21 protein-coding genes are annotated in these 20718 nt (G+C 66.7%); 13 read left to right on the forward strand and 8 right to left on the reverse strand.

The window, feature by feature from the left end:
• Positions 1-96: 96 nt before the first annotated feature.
• Positions 97-2049, reverse strand: coding sequence for a molecular chaperone DnaK (gene dnaK / locus LPA45_RS14320; RefSeq protein ID WP_317920425.1), 1953 nt, complete (start codon positions 2047-2049; stop codon positions 97-99).
• Positions 2050-2259: 210 nt separating this feature from the next.
• Positions 2260-2814 carry a cob(I)yrinic acid a,c-diamide adenosyltransferase gene (locus LPA45_RS14325; RefSeq protein ID WP_116318074.1) on the reverse strand — a complete coding sequence of 185 codons (555 nt, stop codon included), beginning with the start codon at positions 2812-2814 and terminating at the stop codon, positions 2260-2262.
• A gap of 332 nt (positions 2815-3146) precedes the next feature.
• Between LPA45_RS14325 and LPA45_RS14330 the strand changes: the two genes are divergently transcribed.
• From LPA45_RS14330 to LPA45_RS14380, 11 genes are all read left to right on the forward strand, one after another.
• Positions 3147-4577 (forward strand): FAD-binding oxidoreductase, encoded by a 1431-nt coding sequence (locus LPA45_RS14330; RefSeq protein ID WP_317920423.1) that lies wholly within the window; start codon positions 3147-3149, stop codon positions 4575-4577.
• Between the two features lie 11 nt (positions 4578-4588).
• The gene (locus LPA45_RS14335) at positions 4589-5479 is read left to right on the forward strand and encodes a LysR substrate-binding domain-containing protein (protein ID WP_317920421.1); all 891 of its coding nucleotides are present in this window, start codon (positions 4589-4591) and stop codon (positions 5477-5479) included.
• A 21-nt stretch (positions 5480-5500) separates the two neighbouring features.
• The gene (locus tag LPA45_RS14340; RefSeq protein ID WP_116318271.1) at positions 5501-6016 is read left to right on the forward strand and encodes a GNAT family N-acetyltransferase; all 516 of its coding nucleotides are present in this window, start codon (positions 5501-5503) and stop codon (positions 6014-6016) included.
• A 217-nt stretch (positions 6017-6233) separates the two neighbouring features.
• Entirely contained in the window at positions 6234-7754 is a 1521-nt protein-coding gene (locus tag LPA45_RS14345) for an FAD-linked oxidase C-terminal domain-containing protein (RefSeq protein ID WP_317920419.1), read from the forward strand.
• Positions 7755-7764: 10 nt separating this feature from the next.
• The gene (locus LPA45_RS14350) at positions 7765-8691 is read left to right on the forward strand and encodes an ion transporter (protein WP_116318077.1); all 927 of its coding nucleotides are present in this window, start codon (positions 7765-7767) and stop codon (positions 8689-8691) included.
• A gap of 38 nt (positions 8692-8729) precedes the next feature.
• Positions 8730-9833 carry a glycolate oxidase subunit GlcE gene (gene glcE / locus LPA45_RS14355; protein WP_116318078.1) on the forward strand — a complete coding sequence of 368 codons (1104 nt, stop codon included), beginning with the start codon at positions 8730-8732 and terminating at the stop codon, positions 9831-9833.
• Between the two features lie 49 nt (positions 9834-9882).
• Entirely contained in the window at positions 9883-11136 is a 1254-nt protein-coding gene (gene glcF / locus LPA45_RS14360; protein ID WP_116318079.1) for a glycolate oxidase subunit GlcF, read from the forward strand.
• Between the two features lie 85 nt (positions 11137-11221).
• Positions 11222-11599, forward strand: a complete 378-nt coding sequence (locus LPA45_RS14365) for a CidA/LrgA family protein (protein WP_116318080.1) — start codon at positions 11222-11224, stop codon at positions 11597-11599.
• Complete coding sequence (locus tag LPA45_RS14370; RefSeq protein WP_116318081.1) at positions 11596-12321, forward strand: LrgB family protein; 726 nt, start codon at positions 11596-11598, stop codon at positions 12319-12321. The genes LPA45_RS14365 and LPA45_RS14370 overlap by 4 nt, the downstream gene beginning before the upstream one ends.
• A gap of 85 nt (positions 12322-12406) precedes the next feature.
• A complete protein-coding gene (locus tag LPA45_RS14375; RefSeq protein ID WP_199414524.1) occupies positions 12407-12778 on the forward strand; it encodes a VOC family protein in 372 nt (123 codons plus the stop codon).
• 15 nt (positions 12779-12793) lie between these two features.
• On the forward strand, positions 12794-13483 hold the full coding sequence (locus LPA45_RS14380; protein WP_116318083.1) for a YafY family protein: 690 nt from the start codon (positions 12794-12796) through the stop codon (positions 13481-13483).
• 2 nt (positions 13484-13485) lie between these two features.
• Here the strand turns inward: LPA45_RS14380 and LPA45_RS14385 are convergent, their stop codons facing one another.
• The 3 genes from LPA45_RS14385 to LPA45_RS14395 all read right to left on the reverse strand — a co-directional run bounded on the left by LPA45_RS14385 (position 13486) and on the right by LPA45_RS14395 (position 16327).
• Positions 13486-13980, reverse strand: coding sequence for a glutathione peroxidase (locus LPA45_RS14385; protein ID WP_317920414.1), 495 nt, complete (start codon positions 13978-13980; stop codon positions 13486-13488).
• A 75-nt stretch (positions 13981-14055) separates the two neighbouring features.
• Complete coding sequence (locus LPA45_RS14390) at positions 14056-15195, reverse strand: PilT/PilU family type 4a pilus ATPase (protein ID WP_116318085.1); 1140 nt, start codon at positions 15193-15195, stop codon at positions 14056-14058.
• A gap of 88 nt (positions 15196-15283) precedes the next feature.
• Complete coding sequence (locus LPA45_RS14395) at positions 15284-16327, reverse strand: type IV pilus twitching motility protein PilT (RefSeq protein WP_116318086.1); 1044 nt, start codon at positions 16325-16327, stop codon at positions 15284-15286.
• Between the two features lie 67 nt (positions 16328-16394).
• On the opposite strand from LPA45_RS14395, the gene LPA45_RS14400 reads away from it, so the two are divergent.
• Together LPA45_RS14400 and proC are read left to right on the forward strand one after the other, a co-directional pair.
• Positions 16395-17084, forward strand: a complete 690-nt coding sequence (locus LPA45_RS14400) for a YggS family pyridoxal phosphate-dependent enzyme (RefSeq protein WP_317920412.1) — start codon at positions 16395-16397, stop codon at positions 17082-17084.
• Between the two features lie 39 nt (positions 17085-17123).
• Positions 17124-17957 carry a pyrroline-5-carboxylate reductase gene (gene proC, locus LPA45_RS14405; RefSeq protein WP_116318088.1) on the forward strand — a complete coding sequence of 278 codons (834 nt, stop codon included), beginning with the start codon at positions 17124-17126 and terminating at the stop codon, positions 17955-17957.
• A 986-nt stretch (positions 17958-18943) separates the two neighbouring features.
• Here the strand turns inward: proC and ubiA are convergent.
• The 3 genes from ubiA to LPA45_RS14420 all read right to left on the reverse strand — a co-directional run bounded on the left by ubiA (position 18944) and on the right by LPA45_RS14420 (position 20716).
• Complete coding sequence (gene ubiA, locus LPA45_RS14410) at positions 18944-19801, reverse strand: 4-hydroxybenzoate octaprenyltransferase (protein ID WP_317922947.1); 858 nt, start codon at positions 19799-19801, stop codon at positions 18944-18946.
• A 141-nt stretch (positions 19802-19942) separates the two neighbouring features.
• Positions 19943-20428 carry a Dps family protein gene (locus LPA45_RS14415; RefSeq protein WP_010815054.1) on the reverse strand — a complete coding sequence of 162 codons (486 nt, stop codon included), beginning with the start codon at positions 20426-20428 and terminating at the stop codon, positions 19943-19945.
• A 93-nt stretch (positions 20429-20521) separates the two neighbouring features.
• Entirely contained in the window at positions 20522-20716 is a 195-nt protein-coding gene (locus LPA45_RS14420; protein WP_116318090.1) for a hypothetical protein, read from the reverse strand.
• Between the last annotated feature and the right edge of the window lie 2 nt (positions 20717-20718).

Raw genomic sequence — 20718 nt, forward strand, 5'->3', positions numbered from 1 at the left:
TCCGACGGCGGTTTCCCGCTGGGTCCGATGGCCGCGCCCGGCGTCGGGGCGGGAGCGGTGCCGGCCAGTGCCTGCACCGCCGCCCGCGTGTCCCGATTACTTCTTGTCGTTGACTTCCTTGAATTCGGCGTCCACAACGTTGTCGTCCTGCGGCTGGGCCTGCTGCTGCGCGCCGGCACCTGCCGCGCCCGCTGCACCTGCTGCGCCCTGCTCGCCGGCCTTGGCCTGCATGTCGGCGTAGACCTTTTCACCCAGCTTCTGGCTGACTTCGGACAGGGCGTTGACCTTGGCATCGATCTCGGCCTTGTCGCCGCCGCGGGCGGCGTCTTCCAGTTCCTTGATCGCGGCTTCGATCTTTTCCTTCTCGCCGGCTTCCAGCTTGTCACCGTATTCGGTGACTGCCTTCTTGGTCGAGTGGATCAGCGCGTCGGCCTGGTTGCGGGCATCAGCCAGCTCGCGGGCCTTCTTGTCTTCCTCGGCGTTAGCCTCGGCGTCCTTGACCATGCGCTGGATCTCGTCTTCCGACAGGCCCGAGTTCGCCTTGATGGTGATCCGGTTTTCCTTGCCGGTCGCCTTGTCCTTGGCGCCCACGTGCAGGATGCCGTTGGCGTCGATGTCGAACGAGACTTCGATCTGCGGCGTGCCGCGCGCTGCGGGCGGAATGCCTTCCAGGTTGAACTCGCCCAGCAGCTTGTTGCCCGAGGCCATTTCACGCTCGCCCTGGAACACCTTGATGGTCACCGCCGGCTGGTTGTCGTCGGCGGTCGAGAACACCTGCGCATGCTTGGTCGGGATGGTGGTGTTCTTGGTGATCATCTTGGTCATCACGCCACCCAGGGTCTCGATCCCCAGCGACAGCGGCGTCACGTCCAGCAGCAGCACGTCCTTGCGGTCGCCCGACAGCACCGAACCCTGGATCGCGGCACCGACGGCCACGGCTTCGTCCGGGTTCACGTCCTTGCGCGCTTCCTTGCCGAAGAACTCCTTGACCTGTTCCTGCACCTTGGGCATGCGGGTCATGCCGCCAACCAGGATCACGTCGTCGATATCGCTGACCTTGACGCCGGCGTCCTTGATCGCGGTGCGGCACGGCTCGATGGTGCGGGTGATCAGCTCTTCGACCAGCGATTCCAGCTTGGCGCGGGTGATCTTCAGGTTCAAGTGCTTCGGACCCGAGGCATCGGCCGTGATGTACGGCAGGTTGATCTCGGTCTGCTGCGAGCTCGACAGTTCGATCTTGGCCTTTTCAGCGGCTTCCTTCAGGCGCTGCAGCGCGAGCACGTCCTTGGACAGGTCGACGCCCTGGTCCTTCTTGAACTCGCCGATGATGTAGTCGATGATGCGCTGGTCGAAGTCTTCGCCGCCCAGGAAGGTATCGCCGTTGGTCGACAGCACTTCGAACTGCTTCTCGCCGTCAACGTCCGCGATCTCGATGATCGAGATGTCGAAGGTGCCGCCGCCGAGGTCATACACGGCGATCTTGCGGTCACCCTTCTCGTTCTTGTCCAGGCCGAAAGCCAGCGCGGCCGCGGTCGGCTCGTTGATGATGCGCTTGACGTCCAGGCCGGCGATGCGGCCGGCATCCTTGGTTGCCTGGCGCTGCGAGTCGTTGAAGTACGCCGGCACGGTGATCACGGCTTCGGTCACCGGCTCGCCGAGGTAGTCCTCGGCCGTCTTCTTCATCTTGCGCAGCACTTCGGCCGACACCTGCGGCGGGGCCAGCTTCTCGTCCCGCGCCGACACCCATGCGTCGCCGTTGTCGGCCTTGACGATGGAATACGGCATCAGGCCGATGTCCTTCTGGACTTCCTTCTCTTCGAACTTGCGGCCGATCAGGCGCTTGACCGCGTACAGCGTGTTACGCGGGTTGGTGACGGCCTGCCGCTTGGCCGGCGCACCGACCAGGATTTCGCCGTCTTCCATGTAGGCGATGATCGACGGGGTGGTGCGGGCGCCTTCCGAGTTTTCGATGACCTTGGGGGTGTTGCCCTCCATGATCGCGACGCAGCTATTGGTGGTACCGAGGTCGATACCGATGATCTTACCCATTATTCTCTCCTCTTGAGCCTTCGCTATCCGCGCGGCTGCAATTCAACCTGAGGCCGAAATGTGGCCGTCCGGGGTCTTTTCAAGGGCAGAAGCGGCAAATCCGAGTAATTTTCTCGGATTCTGCGTTTCCTCAAGGGCATTTGCGGCCGGGGCTTGAGCCAAAGCCCTCGGCCGACGACAAAAAATGCAGCCTGATCAACTTCCGGCGAATCAGCTTCCCTGCCGGTCGCGCTGCCACAGCACGTCAGAGCCGCCGCCAGCCCGGTTCAGCACCCGCGCCAGCACGAACATCAGGTCCGACAGCCGGTTCAGGTACTGGCGCGGCGCCTCGTTCAGCGGCTCGGCCGCGCCCAGCGCCACCAGCGCGCGCTCGGCGCGCCGGCACACGGTGCGGCACACGTGGGCCTGCGCCGCGGCGCGGCTGCCGCCGGGCAGGATGAATTCGGCCAGCCGCGGCAGGTTGGCGTTGTAGTCGGCCAGCCAGGTGTCGAGCTGCGCCACCTGCCCGGGCTTGAGCAGGGTGTAGCCGGGGATGGAAAGCTCGCCGCCCAGGTCGAACAGGTCGTGCTGGATATGCAGCAGCGCGGCGCGCACGTCGTCGGGAAGCGTCTCGGTCAGCAGCACGCCGACATGGCAGTTCAGCTCGTCGACGTCGCCGATGGCGGCGATGCGCAGGCTGTCCTTGCCGGTGCGGGTGCCGTCGCCCAGGCCGGTGGTGCCGGCGTCGCCGGTGCGGGTGGCAATCTTGGACAGGCGGTTGCCCATGCCGGTCTCCTCTTGGCTGGTATGCGTGTGGGGGGAAATGGCGCATTATCGCGCCGGAGCGCATGGATCCGCCATGCGTGCGAGGGTCCGCCGCCCCCCTACTTCGGTGCGGGTCCCGCTTGTGCGACTTCCCTGGGCGCCTTGCCTGTGCGGCTATCGGCCAGCCCGGCGCCGGCCAAGGGTGCATGAGCCGCCGCGCGGCGTAGAATGCCGTTATTCGCTCATTCGACAACCGGGTCGCGCCCCGCCTGCCTTTCCGGACCACAGGGCCGGAACGCCAACGCCGGCAACACCGCCGGCAACCTCGCCGCGCCGACCCGCCGGAGACCCGCATGAACCACCCCACGCCGCCCGCCGCGCTCGACCGCCGTCCCCTGCCGCCCGCCTTCAGCGAAGCGCTCGCGGCGCGCTTCGGCGAGCGCTTCACCACGTCGGCCGGCGTGCGCGAGCACCATGGGCGCGATGAATCGCCATTTCCGCCGGCCGCGCCGGACGCGGTCGTGTTCGCCCACAGCACCGACGAAGTCTCCGAGGTGGCGCGCCTGTGCAACCATCACGGCGTACCGCTGATCCCCTACGGCGCCGGCTCGTCCCTGGAAGGCCACCTGCTGGCCGTGGCCGGCGGCGTCAGCCTCGACCTGTCGCAGATGAACCGCGTGCTGGCGGTGCAGCCCGAGGACCTGACCGTGACCGTGCAGCCCGGCGTCACGCGCAAGCAGCTGAACCAGGAAATCAAGGACACCGGCCTGTTCTTCCCGATCGACCCGGGCGCGGATGCATCGCTGGGCGGCATGTGCGCGACGCGCGCCTCCGGGACCAACGCGGTGCGCTACGGCACCATGCGCGAGAACGTGCTGGCGCTGACCGTGGTGACCGCCGACGGCCGCGTGATCCGCACCGGCACGCACGCGCGCAAGTCATCGGCCGGCTACGACCTGACCCGCCTCTTCATCGGCAGCGAAGGCACGCTCGGCATCATCACCGAGGTCACGGTGCGGCTCTACCCGCAGCCGGAAGCGATCTCGGCCGCGGTGTGCGCCTTCCCGAGCATGGGCAGCGCGGTGCAGGCCGTGATCCAGACCATCCAGCTGGGCGTGCCGGTGGCGCGCGTAGAGTTTGTGGATGCGCTGGCGATCCGCGCCATCAACCGCCACGACAACCTGACGCTGCCGGAGACGCCGCACCTGTTCTTTGAATTCCACGGCACCGAGGCCGGCGTGCGCGAGCAGGCCGAGGCCGTGCAGCAGATCACCGCCGAGCACGGCGGCGAGGGCTTCGAGTGGGCCACGCGCCCCGAAGACCGCAGCCGGCTGTGGAACGCGCGCCATACCGCCTACTTTGCGATGCTGCAGCTCAAGCCCGGCTGCAAGTCGGTCACCACCGACGTGTGCGTGCCGATCTCGCGCCTGGCCGAGTGCGTGACCGAGACCGAGAAGGACCTGAACGCCTCGACCCTGCCCTGCCCGATCGTCGGCCACGTCGGCGACGGCAATTTCCACGTGGCGATCCTGGTCGACCCGGACAAGCCCGAGGAAATGGCCGAGGCCGAGGCCATCAACCAGCGCATCGTCGAACGCGCCCTGGCGATGGGCGGCACCTGCACCGGCGAGCACGGCGTGGGGCTGCACAAGCAGCGCTTCCTGGTGAAGGAGCACGGCGAGGATGCGCTCGACCTGATGCGCGTGATCAAGGACGCGCTCGATCCCAACCATATCCTCAACCCGGGCAAGATCTTCAGTGCCACGCGCGGCGGCGTGCACTGAACCGGCCTGGCATGGCATCCATGTTCAATCGCGTCCCGCCGCTGCACCTGCTGATCGCCTTCGAGGCTGCTGCGCGCCTGGGCAGCTTCGCGCGCGCGGCCGAGGAGCTGTCGGTCACGCCCAGCGCCGTATCGCACCGCATCAAGAACCTTGAGGAGCTGTGGGGCGAAGACCTGTTCGTGCGCACCAATGCCGCGCTGCGGCTGACCGCGGCCGGCACGCGCTACCTGCGCAACGTGCAGGACGCGCTCAAGTCGCTGAACGAGCTGGCGCGGCCCGAGTACAACAAGCTGCGCACGCGGCTGCGCGTGGCGATCCCGCCGACCTTCGGGCGCCAGCACCTGGTGCCGCGGCTGCCCGAGTTCGGCGCGCTGTACCCGCATATCGACCTGGAACTGCACCTGGCGATCCCATTCCTTGACGTCAAGGCCGAAGACACCGATGTCGAGATCCGCTACGGCACCGGCCGCTATCCTGACCTGAAGACCACCAAATTGCTGGTCGAGCCGGTGTTCCCGGCATGCGGGCGCGAATACTACGAGCGCGTCAACGGCCGCGCCATCACCAAACCCGAGCACCTGCACGGCCTGGTGCTGCTGCGCAGCCCGCTGGAGCCGTGGAAGCCGTGGTTCGAGACCGCCGGGCTGGACTGGCCCGAGCCGCAGACCGGGCCCCAGTTCAACGACATCGGCCTGATGCTGGAAGCGATCGCGTCCAACCAGGGCGTGGCGCTGGTGCGCCAGCGCATGGCGCGGCACTGGCTGTCGCTGGGGCAGATGGTGCGGCTGCTCGATATCGAATCGGTGTCGCCGCATGGCTATTACATCGTCGAGCGCGAGCAGGCGCCGCTGAAGCCCGAGGCGCGCTATTTCGTCGACTGGCTGCTGAGCCTGGACTGGTAGGAGACCGCCCGAATGCAGAACCTGGAGATCCGGCTGCTGACCCCCGCCGATGCCGAGGCCTTCCACGCGTTGCGCCTGCAAGGCCTGGCCGAGACGCCGGAAGCCTTTGCCGCCAGCCTGGAAGAAGAACAGGACCTGCCGCCCGACGCCGTGGCGCAGCGCCTTGCGCCGAGCAAAGACAAGGTGGTGTTCGGCGCCTTCGACGGCACCGCGCTCGCCGGCGTGGTTGGCGTGATGCGTGAGCCGCGGCGCAAGCACTGGCACAAGGCGTCGATCTCCGGCATGTACGTGGCGCCGGGCTGGCGCGACCGCAAGCTCGGCCGCGCGCTGATGGAGCGCGCGCTGGAGCAGGCCGCCGCCATGGAGGGCGTGCGCCAGGTGCTCCTGTGCGTCAATGCCGGCAGCGCGGGCGCGGTGCGGCTGTACGAATCGCTCGGCTTCGAGCGCTTCGGGCTGGAGCCGGACGCGTTGTATGTCGCGCCGCACTTCTACGACAAGCTCGACATGGTGCTACGGCTGCCGGCCTCGCCGCGCTGAGGCGGGGCGCCGCCTTTCCTGCACTCGCCGGCCGGTGCTACGCTGAAAGCGGGGCCGGTGCCTGCCTGGCCATGATGAGCATTTTTGATCGGCTTGCCATGCGGAATTCACGTGCCTGGTGGTGCCCGGGGCAAGAGGCCTGCGCTATAGTCAGCCGTCCGTCAGCCGTCCCCACGGCGGGCCGCCCGCCCGGCCCGACCAGAGTCCAGGAGTCGCCATGAATGCCCCGCACGAAGCCCAAACGCTAGCCCCCGCCAGCGCCGGCACGCAGGCCACCGCCGAAGGCCGCCGCAGCGCGCTGCTCGCCGGCCTGGCGCAGATCCTGCCCGATGCCGCGCTGCTGTCGAAGCCCGAGGACACCGTGCCCTACGAGTGCGACGGCCTGGCCGCGTACCGCCAGGTGCCGATGGCCGTGGCGCTGCCCGACACCGAGGAACAGGTCTGCGCCATCCTGCGCCTGTGCCACAAGCTGGGCGTACCGGTGGTGCCGCGAGGCGCCGGCACCAGCCTGTCCGGCGGCGCCATGCCGATCGCCGAGGGCCTGGTGCTGTCGCTGGCCAAGTTCAAGCGCATCCTGTCAGTCGACCCGTATTCGCGCACCGCGGTGGTCCAGCCGGGCGTGCGCAACCTGGCCATCTCCGATGCCGCCGCGCCCCACAACCTTTACTACGCGCCCGATCCCTCGTCGCAGATCGCCTGCACCATCGGCGGCAATGTCAGCGAAAACTCCGGCGGCGTGCATTGCCTGAAGTACGGCCTGACCGTGCACAACGTGCTGCGCGTGCGCGCCGTGACCATGGAAGGCGAGGTGGTGGTGTTCGGCTCGGATGCGCCCGATTCGCCCGGCCTGGACCTGCTGGCGGTACTGATCGGCTCCGAAGGCATGCTGGCCGTGGTCACCGAAGTCACCGTGCGGCTGATCCCCAAGCCGCAGCTGGCGCAGGTGATCATGGCGTGCTTCGACGACGTCGAGAAAGGCGGCAATGCGGTCGCAGACGTGATTGCCGCCGGCATCATCCCCGCCGGGCTGGAGATGATGGACAAGCCCGCCACCGCCGCGGTGGAAGAGTTCGTGCACGCCGGCTATGACCTCGATGCCGCCGCCATCCTGCTGTGCGAATCCGATGGCACGCCCGAAGAAGTGGCGGAAGAAATCGAACGCATGAGCGCGGTGCTGAAGGCGTCGGGCTGCACCCGCATCGTGGTCTCGCAGAACGAAGCCGAGCGCCTGCGCTTCTGGAGCGGCCGCAAGAACGCCTTTCCGGCCGCGGGCCGCATCTCGCCGGACTATTACTGCATGGACGGCACCATCCCGCGCAAGCATATCGGCACGCTGCTGCGGCGCATCGAAGAGATGGAGCGCAAGTACGCCCTGCGCTGCATCAACGTGTTCCATGCCGGCGACGGCAACATGCACCCGCTGATCCTGTTCGATGGCTCGGACCAGGACGAATGGCACCGTGCAGAGCTGTTCGGCTCCGACATCCTGGAAGCGTGCGTCGAGCTGGGCGGCACCGTCACCGGCGAACACGGCGTGGGCGTGGAGAAGCTCAACTCGATGTGCGTGCAGTTCTCGCCCAGCGAACGCGAGGCGTTCTTCGGCGTCAAGGCCGCCTTCGATCCGGCGCGGCTGCTGAACCCGGACAAGGCCATCCCCACGCTGGCGCGCTGCGCGGAATACGGCAAGATGCACGTCAGGAAGGGACTGCTGCCGCATCCGGACCTGCCGCGCTTCTGAAGCCCGCGCCATGGCCAACGAACGCCGACGCCAGCACCAGGAAGCGGTGGTCCGCCAGCGCCTGGGCCAGCCCGAAACCGGCTGGCGCCAGCGCTGGTACACCATCATCTTCGAGGCCGACACCCGCCAGGGGCGCATTTTCGACGTCGCGCTGCTGATCGCCATCGTCGCCAGCGTAATGGTGGTGATGCTCGACAGCCTGCCCGCCGTCCATGACCGGCTCGGCACGCTGTTCACTGTGCTGGAGTGGGGCTTCACGCTGATCTTCACGGCCGAGTACGTGATGCGCGTCCTGGTGGTGCGCCGGCCGTGGCGTTATGTCTTCAGCTTCTACGGGATCATCGACTTCATCTCGATCATGCCGACGTGGCTGGCGTTCTTCGTGCCGGAGCTGCACTTCCTGATCGACGTGCGCCTGCTGCGGCTGCTGCGCGTGTTCCGGATCCTGAAGCTGACGGTGTATTTCGAGGAAGCGGAGATCCTGTACAACGCGCTGATCAACAGCCGGCGCAAGATCTTCGTGTTCCTCGGCGCGGTGTTCATCATTACCGTGATCCTGGGCACGGTGATGTACGTGGTCGAAGGCCCCGAGCACGGTTTCCACAGCATTCCGCTCGCCATGTACTGGGCAGTGGTGACGCTGACCACCACGGGCTTCGGCGACATGGTGCCGAAGACGCCGCTGGGCCAGTTCATCACCTCGCTGACGATCCTGCTGGGCTACGGCATCATCGCCTTCCCCACCGGCATCGTCGGCGCCGAGCTGGCCGCGAGCATCCTGAAGAAGCCGCTGACCACGCGCACCTGTACCCATTGCCTGACCGAGGGCCACGAGCCCGACGCGAAGTACTGCAAGCACTGCGGCAGCTCGCTGCCGGCATACCAGAACGACAGGCCTGAAGTCCCCGGCGGCCGCGACGGCCCGACCGGAACCTGAGCCGCGCCAGAACAACATCCTCCTCACCACCCACGCATATGCAAGCCATCATCGACGCCTTCCGCGACGCCGTCAGGCAAGCCACCGAAACCCGCACGCCGCTGCGGCTGCGCGGTGGCGGCAGCAAGGACTTCTACGGCCAGGCGCCTGAAGGGCAGGTGCTGGACACGCGCGCCTACGCCGGCATCGTCGACTACGACCCGGCCGAGCTGGTGATCACCGCGCGCTGCGGCACGCCGCTGGCGGAAATCGAAGCCGCGCTGGCCGAGAAGCGCCAGGTGCTGGCGTTCGAGCCGCCCCACTTCGCGCTGCCCGGCCAGGCCAGCACCGCGACGCTGGGCGGCGCGGTGGCCGCGGGACTGTCGGGCCCGCGCCGGCAGTCGGTAGGCGCGCTGCGCGACTTCGTGCTGGGCGCGCAGCTGATGGATGGCAGCGGCGAGGTGATGAACTTCGGCGGGCAGGTGATGAAGAACGTGGCCGGCTACGATGTGTCGCGGCTGCTGGCGGGCTCGCTGGGTACGCTCGGGCTGGTGCTGGAAGTCTCGATCAAGGTGCTGCCCGCGCCGTTCGACGAGGCCACGCTGCGCTTCGAGCTGGCGCAGGCCGATGCGATCCGGCAGCTGAACCAGTGGGGCGGCCAGCCGCTGCCGCTGGCCGCATCGGCCTGGCATGACGGCGTGCTGCACGTGCGCCTGGCAGGCGCCACCGCGGCGGTGCGCGCCGCGTGCGCAAAGCTCGGAGGCGAGCGTGTCGATGCCAGCGTGGCCACCGCGCTGTGGCAGTCGCTGCGCGAACAGACCCACGCCTTCTTCGCGCCGGCGCACGCGGGCCGCGCGCTGTGGCGCCTGGCGGTGCCGCCGGTGGCCGCGCCGCTGGAACTGCCGGGCCAGCAACTGGTGGAATGGGGCGGCGGCCAGCGCTGGTGGCTGCCGGCCGATGGCGCCACCAGGACCGATGCCGAAAGCGTGCGCGCCGTGGCCCAGGCCGCCGGCGGCCACGCCACGCTGTTCCGCAACGGCGACAAGTCGGTGGGCGTCTTCACGCCGCTGGCCTCGCCGCTGGCGGCAATCCACCGGCGCCTGAAAGCGACGTTCGACCCAGCTGGCATCTTCAATCCGCAGCGCATGTATCCCGGACTCTGATCCGGTCCACCCAAGCGTTCCCACGCCCAGGCAAAGACCTCCCCACACCATGCAAACGACCCTGGCCGATTTTCTCCGCGACACGCCCGAAGGCGAGGAAGCCAAATCCATCGTCGGCAAATGCGTGCATTGCGGCTTCTGCACCGCCACGTGCCCGACGTATCAACTGCTCGGCGACGAACTCGACGGGCCGCGCGGGCGCATCTACCTGATGAAGCAGGTGCTGGAAGGCAATGCCATCAGCGAAAGCACGCGCCTGCACCTGGACCGCTGCCTGACCTGCCGCAACTGCGAATCGACCTGCCCGTCGGGCGTGCGCTATGGCCGTCTGGTCGATATCGGCCGCAAGATCGTCGACGACAAGCTCGAAGCCGAAGGCATCCAGCGCCCGGCCGGCCAGCGCATCGCACGCTGGGCGCTGCGCGAGGGGCTGACGCGCCCGAAGCTGTTCAGCACCGCGCTGCGCCTTGGCCAGATGGTGCGGCCGATCCTGCCGGGCGCGCTGCGCAACAAGGTGCCGGCGCTGTCGCAAGCCGCCGAGCCCGGCACCTGGCCCCGCAATGTCCACGCACGCAAGATGTTGTTGCTCGACGGTTGCGTGCAGCCGGCAATGTCGCCCAACATCAATGCCGCGACCGCGCGCGTGTTCGACCGTGTCGGCGTACAACTGGTGATGGCGCGCGAGGCGGGCTGTTGCGGCGCAATCCGCTTCCACACCGGCGACCATGAAGGCGGCCTCGACAATATGCGCCGCAATATCGATGCATGGTGGCCACATATCGAGGCCGGCGCCGAGGCCATCGTGATGACGGCCTCCGGCTGCGGCGCGATGGTCAAGGACTATGGGCACCTGCTGCGCAACGATCCCAAATACGCGGAACGTGCGCGCCGTGTCTCCGCGCTGACGCGCGACCTGTCCGAGATCCTGCCGGACTTCGCCGATGACCTGCGTGCGCTGGCCGGCGCCGTGCCGCGCGACAGCCGGCGCGTGGCCTACCACCCGCCCTGCACGCTGCAGCATGGCCAGCAGATCCGCGGCAAGGTGGAGGCGCTCTTGACCGGCCTCGGCGTGGAGGTCAAACTCTGCGCTGACAGCCACCTGTGCTGCGGCTCGGCGGGCACGTATTCAGTGCTGCAGCCGGAACTGGCCTACCGCCTGCGCGACGACAAGCTCGGCAAACTGCAGGCCACGCAGCCCGAAGCCATCGTGTCAGCCAATATCGGCTGCATCACGCACCTGCAAAGCGGTACCGATACGCCGGTGATGCACTGGGTCGAACTGGTCGACCGGATGCTGGGATAACATCCCCGGCCAGAGCAAGGCCGTGGTTGTCGCCTCTCTCCCGCTTGCGGGAGAGAGGAGGAAATGCGCAACCACGACCGCCCCCATGCTCCAGACCTTTGCCATCCTGCTGGTTTTCCAATCCGTCGGCGAGGTGATCAGCTACGCGCTGCGCCTGCCCGTGCCCGGCCCCGTGCTCGGCATGATCCTGCTGTTCGGCTGGCTCGTCTTTGACGACCGCCTGCTGCCCATTATCCAGGGCACCACCAGCGAACTGCTCAAGCACCTGTCGCTGCTGTTCGTCCCCGCGGGGGTCGGCATCATGGTCCACGCCAACCGCATCGAAGGCGAATGGATGCCGATCCTGGTGGCGCTGGTGATCTCCACCTGGCTCGCCATCGCCACTACCGCGGTGGTCACGCGCATGCTGATGCGCAAGCGCACCGACGCACCTGGCGCCGACGCGAAGGGAGAACAGGCATGATGACGCCACGCCTCAATGAGATCTGGGTCTACCTGGCCGCGAGCCCGCTGGTCGGGCTGACCGCCACGCTGCTCGCCTACGTCTTTGCCTTCCGCATCTACGAGAAGTCGCGCTTCTCGCCGCTGGCCAACCCGGTGATGATCGCTGTGGCGCTGCTGGTCACGGTGCTGACCGTCACCGGCACGCCGTACAAGACCTACTTCGACGGCGCGCAGTTCGTGCACTTCCTGCTCGGCCCCGCGACCGTGGCGCTGGCGGTGCCGCTGTACATGCAGCTGCCCAAGCTGCGCACCCATGTGTTCCCGCTGCTGGCCGGCCTGGTGGCAGGTTCGGTGGTGGCGGTGGTGTCGGCGGTCGGCATCGCCTGGCTGCTGGGTGCCTCGCCCGAGACCGTGCGCTCGCTGGCGCCCAAGTCCGTGACCATCCCGATCGCCATGGGCGTGGCCGAAAAGATCGGCGGCCTGCCGTCGCTGACCGCGGTGCTGGTAATGGCCACCGGCATCATCGGCGCGGTCAGCGCCACCAGCCTGCTGAACCTGCTGCGCATCCGCGACTACAGCGTGCGCGGCTTTGCCACCGGCGTTGCCGCGCATGGCATCGGCACCGCGCGCGCGTTCCAGGTGAACCAGGAAGCCGGCGCCTTCGCGGCACTCGGCATGGGCCTGAACGGCGTGCTGACCGCGATCCTGGTGCCGGTGATGGCAGCCTGGATGCCGCACTGACAGCCTCCTGACAGCACGCTGTCAGCAGCCCCCGCGCATGATGCGAGCTCCTCACTCCCCATCAACCGGAACCAAGGAGCCCGTCATGAGCAACCGTCTGATCAACTGGCTGGAGATCCCCGTCGTCGACATGGGCCGCGCCATCGGCTTTTACGAACAGGTCTTCGACACCAGGCTGCGCCGCGAGACCATGAGCCAGGTCGACATGGCCGTGTTCCCGCACCCCGATCCCGGCGGCGCGCTGGTCGCCGGCGAAGGCTACCGTCCCAGCAACTACTACGGCACGGTGCCCTACCTGCACGCGCCCGAGCTGGACACGCTGCTGGATCGCGCCGCGCGCGCCGGCGGCAAGACCGTGTTCGGCCCGCTGCGCCTGCCGGGCGAGATCGGCCGCATCGCCCATATCACCGACAGCGAAGGCAACCGCATCGGGCTGCACGAGCCTTTTGCCGGGTAAGGAAAGCCGCCACGAATGAGCCGCCGCGCCGACCGCCTCTTCCAGATCGTCCAGGTCCTGCGCGGCCGCCGCCTGACTACGGCGGCACTGCTGGCGCAGCGGCTCGGCGTATCGGAACGCACCGTCTACCGTGATATCCAGGCGCTGTCGCTGTCAGGGGTGCCGGTCGAAGGCGAGGCCGGAATCGGCTATCGGCTGCGCGCCGATTTCGATGTACCGCCGCTGATGTTCAGTGCCATGGAAGTGGAAGCGCTGGTGGCCGGCCTGCGGCTGCTGAAGGCCTGGGGCGGCGGCGCACTCGCGGCCGCGGCCGATCCGGCGCTGGAAAAGCTGGTCGCCGCGTTGCCGCCGCCACGCCGGCTTGCGGCGCAGCAAAGCCGCGTGTTCGCGCCCGAATACGTCAACCAGTCGCACGTGCGCGAGGCCTTCGACGTCGTACACGGCGCGCTGGGAGAGCAGAAGCTGCTGCTGCTCGACTACTGCGACGCGCAGCAGCGCATCACCGAACGCGTGGTGATGCCGCTGGGCCTGTTTTTCTGGGGCAATGCGTGGCTGCTGGCGGCGTGGTGCACCACGCGCTCGGACTACCGCAGCTTCCGCCTCGACCGCTGCCGCGCCATCCGCATGCTGGACGACCATTTCCACGAAACCCCGGACCGCTCGCTCAATGGCTTCCTGCGCGCGGTGCGCGCCAGCGGCGTGTAGGCTCAGGCTGCCGGATCGGACAGCAGCGTCTCGATATCCTTGCGCAGCTCTTCCGGCTTGGTGGTCGGCGCGTAGCGTTCGTACACCGTGCCGTCGCGCCGCACCAGGAACTTGGTGAAATTCCACTTGATGCCCTGCGTGCCCAGCACGCCGCGCTTCTCGGTGGTCAGCCAGCGATACAGCGGATGCGCCTCTTCGCCATTGACGTCGATCTTGCCGAACATCGGGAAGCTCACGCTGAAGCGCGACTCGCAGAACTGGCCGATCTGCTGCGCATCGCCGGGCTCCTGCTTGCCGAACTGGTTGCACGGAAAGCCCAGCACTTCCAGCCCGCGCTCCCGGTATTCGTCATAGAGCTTCTGCATGCCGGCATACTGCGGCGTGAACCCGCATTCACTGGCGGTGTTGACGATCAGCAGCACCTTGCCATGGAACCGCGACAGCGGCACCGGCTCGCCGGCCAGCGAACTGGCTTCAAACTGGTAGACATTGCTCATGGCTGGCTCCTGCGGAATCCTTGCACGTGGCCGAAGCATACGCCCATGCGCCGCCGCGTGCACGGCGTTCCGCCTCTATATGACGTTCAGGTGCTCGGTGCCTGCGCCGAGGTCGGTGTCCCTGGCGCGCGCGCTGTGCAGCTTGATCATCAGGCGCAGGTCATTGAGCGAATCTGCGTTGCGCAGCGCATCCTCATAGGTGATCTTGCCCTCCTCGTACAGGTCGAACAGCGCCTGGTCGAACGAGATCATGCCCTGCTCGCGCGATTTCTTGATGACTTCCTTCAGCTCGTGGATCTCGCCCTTGAAGATCAGGTCTGCCACCAGCGGCGTGCCGATCATGATTTCCACCGCCGGCACGCGGCCCTTGCGCCCGGCGCGCGGCAGCAGGCGCTGCGACACCATCGCCTTCAGGTTCAGCGACAGGTCGATCAGCAGCTGCTGGCGCTTTTCCTCGGGGAAGAAGTTGACCACGCGGTCGATCGCCTGGTTGGCATTGTTGGCGTGCAGCGTGGCCAGGCACAGGTGGCCGGTTTCGGCGTACTGCATCGCGTATTCCATGGTCTCGCGGTCGCGGATTTCGCCGATCAGGATCACGTCGGGCGCCTGGCGCAGCGTGTTCTTCAGCGCCACGTGCCAGGATTCCGTATCGATGCCGACCTCGCGCTGCGTGACGATGCAGTTCTGGTGCGCGTGCACGTATTCGATCGGATCCTCGATGGTGATGATGTGGCCATAGGACTGCGCATTGCGGTGGTCGAGCATGGCAGCCAGCGTGGTCGACTTGCCCGAGCCGGTCGCGCCGGTCACGATCACCAGCCCGCGCTTGGACATCACGATGTCGTGCAGCGTCGGGGGCAGGTCCAGGTCCGCCACGGACGGAATCCGCGTATTGATGGTCCGCACCACCATGCCGGCCTTGCCCTGCTGGATAAACGCCGACACGCGGAAGCGCCCGGCCTTGGGCGCGGTGATGGCGAAGTTGCATTCGCGGCTGGTATCGAAATCCTGCACCTGCCGCTCGTTCATCACCGAGCGCACCAGGCCCAGCGCCTGCGTCGGGTTCAGCGGCTGCTGCGACACCGGCGTGATCTTGCCGTCCACCTTGATCGCCGGCGGGAAGTCGGAAGTGATGAACAGGTCCGAGCCGCGGTTGCTGACCATCAGCTCCAGCAGGTCGTTGATGTACTTGGCGGCGGATTCGCGATCGAGCATGGCGGTGTCCTGCAGGAGTGCGGCCACCGCTTGCGTGCGGCGGCCTGGAGGCAAGGCGTAGGCGCGGGCGTCAGGGGCCTCGGGGGCCTCAGCCCATGAACGCGTCGGGGTTCTTCGCGATGGCGCGCGCGTCGTTGTAGCTGATGGCGCTGCGCTTGATCAGGTCCGACAGGCACTGGTCCAGCGTCTGCATGCCCAGCCCGCTGCTGGTCTGCATCATCGAGTACATCTGCGCGATCTTGTTCTCGCGGATCAGGTGCCGGATCGCCGGCGTGGCGATCATGATCTCGTGCGCGGCAGTGCGGCCGTTGCCGTCGCGGGTCTTCAGCAGTGTCTGCGAGATCACCGCTTCCAGCGATTCCGACAGCATGGTGCGCACCATGTCCTTCTCTTCCGGCGGGAACACGTCGACCACGCGGTCGATGGTCTTGGCCGCCGAGCTGGTGTGCAGCGTGCCGAAGACCAGGTGGCCGGTCTCGGCCGCGGTCAGCGCCAGGCGGATGGTCTCCAGGTCGCGCAACTCGCCCACAAGAATCACGTCCGGGTCCTCGCGCAGCGCCGAGCGCAGCGCATTGGCGAACGAATGCGTGTGCGGCCCCAGCTCGCGCTGGTTGATCAGGCTCTTCTTGGAGTTGTGGACGAATTCGATCGGGTCTTCCACCGTCAGGATGTGACCCATGTCGTTTTCATTGCGATGGTCGACCATCGCCGCCAGCGTGGTTGACTTGCCCGAGCCGGTCGGCCCGGTCACCAGCACCAGCCCGCGCGGTTTCATGCACAGGTCGGCGAACACCGCCGGCGCGCGCAGCTCTTCCAGCGTCAGGACCTTGGAGGGAATGGTACGGAACACCGCGGCGGCGCCGCGCTGGGTGTTGTAGGCATTGACCCGGAAGCGCGACAGGCCGGCGATCTCGAACGAGAAGTCGATCTCCAGCCGTTCTTCGTAGATCTTGCGCTGGGTGTCGCTCATGATGTCGTACACCATGGCGTGGACATCCTTGTGCGCCATCGCCGCGACATTGATCCGGCGCATGTCGCCGTGGATCCGGACCATCGGCGGCATGTCCGATGACAGATGAAGATCGGACGCCTTGTTCTTGACGGCGAAAGCCAATAGCTGCGCGATGTCCATCTATAATGACCCCACCCTGAAATAGTTATCAGTACTTTAAGTACTTCTTTTATATGTTCGCCGGATTATGTCTGTGATTGCCGCCAACTTGCAAGCCGTGAACCAGCGCATTGCGGCGGCGGCACAACAGGCTGGCAGGCAGCCCGGCGACATCGCCCTGCTGGCCGTTTCCAAGACCGTATCCGCCGACCGCGTACGCGCCGCCGCCGAGGCCGGACAGCTCGCCTTTGGCGAGAATTACGTCCAGGAAGGGGTAGAGAAAATCGCCGCGCTGGCCGAACTGCGCGGCCGGTTGCAGTGGCATTTCATCGGCCCGCTGCAAAGCAACAAGACCCGGTTGGTGGCGGAGCATTTCGACTGGGTGCATGCCATCGACCGGCTCAAGATCGCCGAGCGGCTGTCGGCGCAGCGCCCAGCCGGAATGGCGCCGCTGCAGGTCTGCCTGCAGGTCAATATCAGCGGCGAAGCCAGCAAGAGCGGCGTGGCGCCGGCCGAAGTGCCGGCACTGGCGCAGGCTGTGGCCGCGCTGCCCGGCCTGCGGCTACGGGGCCTGATGGCGATTCCCGAACCCGAAGACGATCCCGCCGCGCAACGTCGGCCGTTTGCCGCGATGCGCGCGCTGCTGGGCACCCTGCGCGAAAACGGGCTGGACCTCGACACGCTGTCGATGGGCATGTCGGGCGACATGGAAGCCGCCATCGCCGAGGGCGCCACCATGGTGCGCATCGGCACCGCGATCTTCGGTGCGCGCGGCTGAGCCGGCGCCAATATCAATCCAGACACTGCAGAGACACCCATGCTCGATACCCTCACCTTCGGCTTTCTCGGCGGCGGCAATATGGCCTCCGCGCTGATCGGCGGCCTGATCGCCCGCGGCGTTCCCGCTGGTTCGATTCGCGTGGTCGATCCTTTTCCTGAGGCGCAGCAGCGCCTGGCGCGAGATCTCGGCGTCCATGCCGCGGGGGCGCCGGACGCGGCGTTCGGCGCCAGTGATGTGCTGGTGCTGGCGGTCAAGCCGCAGCAGTTCCGCGAAGCCGCGGCGCAGCTGCTGCCCCACCTGACGGCCGGCGATGGCAACCTGGTGATCAGCGTGGCGGCCGGTATCCGCTTGCAGGACATGCAGCGCTGGCTGGGCGGGCGCAGCCGGGTGGTGCGGGCAATGCCGAATACGCCGGCGCTGGCGGGGATGGGGATGACTGGGCTGGCGGCGCCGGCCGGGTTGTCGTCGGGTGACCGGGATGTCGCCAGCGCGGTGGCGCAGGCGGTCGGCAAGTGTGTGTGGGTCGAGAATGATGCCCAGATCGACGGCGTCACCGCTATTTCGGGCAGCGGGCCGGCTTATGTCTTCTATTTCATCGAGGCGATGCAGCGGGCTGCGACTGAGCTGGGCTTGAGCGCCGAGCAGGGGCGCGAGCTGGCGGTTGAGACTTTCCGCGGTGCTGCGGCGCTGGCTGGGCAGTCTTCGGAGGCGGTTTCGACGCTGCGTGAACGGGTGACTTCAAAGGGCGGCACGACTTATGCCGCGCTGACGGCAATGGAGGCGGCTGGGATTGCTGATGCTTTCGTGCGCGCGATGCATGCTGCCGCGGCTCGGGGGGCGGAGATGGGGGCGGAGTTTGGTAAGGACTAGTGCTCGGGGGCTTTCGCTGCTGATGACATGCTGTCGGCCGTTGAACCGCCTGGTTCCGCCTTCCTGGGCGGGGCGCTGTTGATGACATGCTGTCGGCCGTTGGACCGCCTGGTTCCGCCCTGCTGGGCGGGGCGCTGTTGGTGACATGCTGTCGGACGTTGAACCGCCTGGTTCCGCCCTCCTGGGCGGGGGCGCTGTTGATGACATGCTGTCGGCCGTTGGAGCGCTTGGTTCCGCCCTCCTGGGCGGGTCACTTTTTGGCCGAGCGCCAAAAAGTAACCAAAAAGCGCGTCGCCTGCGGCTGGCTGAGCCAATTTGGCGCTTCCGGTCATATTGGCGATTTTGGTCTCAGTGAGGCGCGGTCGCGATTCCAACCTGCTACGCCAAGTGAGTGAGTGTGGGTGCCTGACGAATACCCACTTTTGAACAATCCCCAAGACGGACGTAGGCCGCCTGCTACCTGCGCTACGGCTGCGCTACGCGCGGCTCAGTCTCGCGGGTGAGGTGCCCGGGCAAGAACCCGCATCGCTTCGCTCGCTAGGAGTGGGGGCAATGGCCAGGGCAAGATCGGACGCGCTGCCACGTTAGGACCTGCGCGCAACGCAGCCGAAGGCGTCCCACCGATATGGCATGCAGCAGGCGGCCTACGCCCGGCATGGGGATCGTTCAATAACCGGTTAACGCCAGGCACAGGCCCTGAATCACCTGGCGTTAGCAGGTTCGAACGGGCACTCAAGCCAAACGGAAATCACCACCGCCCGAACCACCCACACCGCCAAATTGATAGCCAGCCGCTCAGGCGACGCGCTTTTTGGTTACTTTTTGGCGCTCGGCCAAAAAGTGACCCGCCCAGGAGGGCGGAACCCGGCGGTTCAACGGCCGACAGCATGTCATCAACAGCGAACCGCCCAGCAGGGCGGAACCAGGCGCCTCAACGGCCGACAGCATGTCACCAACAGCACGAGCCGTCAGCCATCCAAAGAAAATCACCCAACCACATAGGCCAAAGCCGTCCCCATAAACACACACGCCCCCAACCAATTGTTATGCCGGAAGGCAGCAAAACACCTCATCCGATCCCGCCCCCGGATAAGTGTGTAGTGATACCCCGCGCAAACACCCGCAGCAGCCAGCCCAACCCAATACGGCCATCCCAACCCCAGCAGCACCCCCGCCCAAGCCATCAGCAGCAAGAACGCCGCATAGCAGATCATGATCGCGACAACGTCAAACCGCCCAAACGTAATCGCCGAAGTCTTCATCCCGATCAGCAAATCATCATCCCGATCCACCATCGCATACGCCGTGTCATAGGCCACCGCCCAGAACACATTGGCCAGCAGCATCAGCCAGGCCACCAATGGCACCTGGCCCTGGATCGCGGCAAACGCCATCGGGATACCAAACCCAAACGCAATCCCGAGATAAGCCTGCGGAATCGCAAAGAACCGCTTGAAGAACGGATAAGTCCCCGCCACCACCGCCGCCACAACCGCTAGCCACTTGGTCAGGGCATTAAGCGGCAACACCAGCGCAAACGCCACCAGCGCCAGCACGGCAGCAACAGCCAATGCCTCCCACGCAGCAATCTTGCCTGCGGTCAGCGGCCGTTCCCTGGTCCGCTTCACATGCTTGTCAAAATCCCGATCCGCCCAGTCATTGATCGCGCATCCGGCCGACCGCATCAGGAACGTGCCCGCCACGAAAATCCAGAACAACCCCCACGACGGCGGCCCGCCGGCAGCCATCCACATTGCCCACAGCGTTGGCCACAGCAGCAGCAGCGTGCCGATCGGCTTGTCGATGCGCACCAGGCGCGCGTAGAGGGAAAGGCGTTCAAGCATGGGAGCGGGAGGCAACGGCGACAGGGACTGCACAGCGGGGATCCGGGAAGGAAGATTCAATGAAAACGCGCCGCAGCCCGGATGGCTGCAGCGCGCAATGCCGGCCGCTGCGTGGCAGCGGCCGGAAGTCGCACAGAGGCGTCAGGCGAGCATCGCGCGCAGCATCCACGCGGTCTTCTCGTGCGTTTGCATGCGCTGGGTCAGCAGGTCGGCCGACGGCTCGTCGCCGGCGGCGTCGATCACAGGGAAGAGCGAGCGCGCGGTGCGCACCACGGCTTCCTGGCCTTCGACCAGCTTGCGGATCATCTCGGTTGCCTCGGGCACGCCCTCTTCTTCGGCGATCGACGACAGGCGGGCGTATTCCTTGTACGTGCCCGGTGCCGGGTAGCCCAGCGCGCGAATGCGCTCGGCGATCGAATCCACGGCCAGCGCCAGTTCGGTGTACTGCGTCTCGAACATCAGATGCAGCGTATTGAACATGGGACCCGTCACGTTCCAGTGGAAGTTATGGGTCTTGAGGTAGAGGGTGTAGGTGTCTGCCAGCAGCTTGGACAGGCCTTCCGCGATCTTCTTGCGGTCCTTGTCGGAAATACCGATGTTCACGCTCATCTCATTCTTCTTTGCCATGGTAGGTACGCTCCGTTCTGGTAAAGCCACGAGGAGCGCCGCCGGAATTTCGGTCTTTGATGCTCCGGTCGGCGCGTTACCCGCATTATTGCATTAGCCGGCGATCCCGGCCAAACCCCGGGCTATCTCGACAAACATCACCGCAGCGCCGATCAGGATCACGGCGACGCCAACTTCCTTGCGCCACAGCTTGTGGCGCAACCGCGCGGCATCGGCGCGCTCGGGCTTGTCATGCCCGTCGTGCCACAGTTGCCGCCACTCGTCGATAAAGAACCGGATCATCGCCATGG

This window comes from Cupriavidus sp. Agwp_2 (assembly GCF_040784895.1).
GTDB lineage: Bacteria > Pseudomonadota > Gammaproteobacteria > Burkholderiales > Burkholderiaceae > Cupriavidus.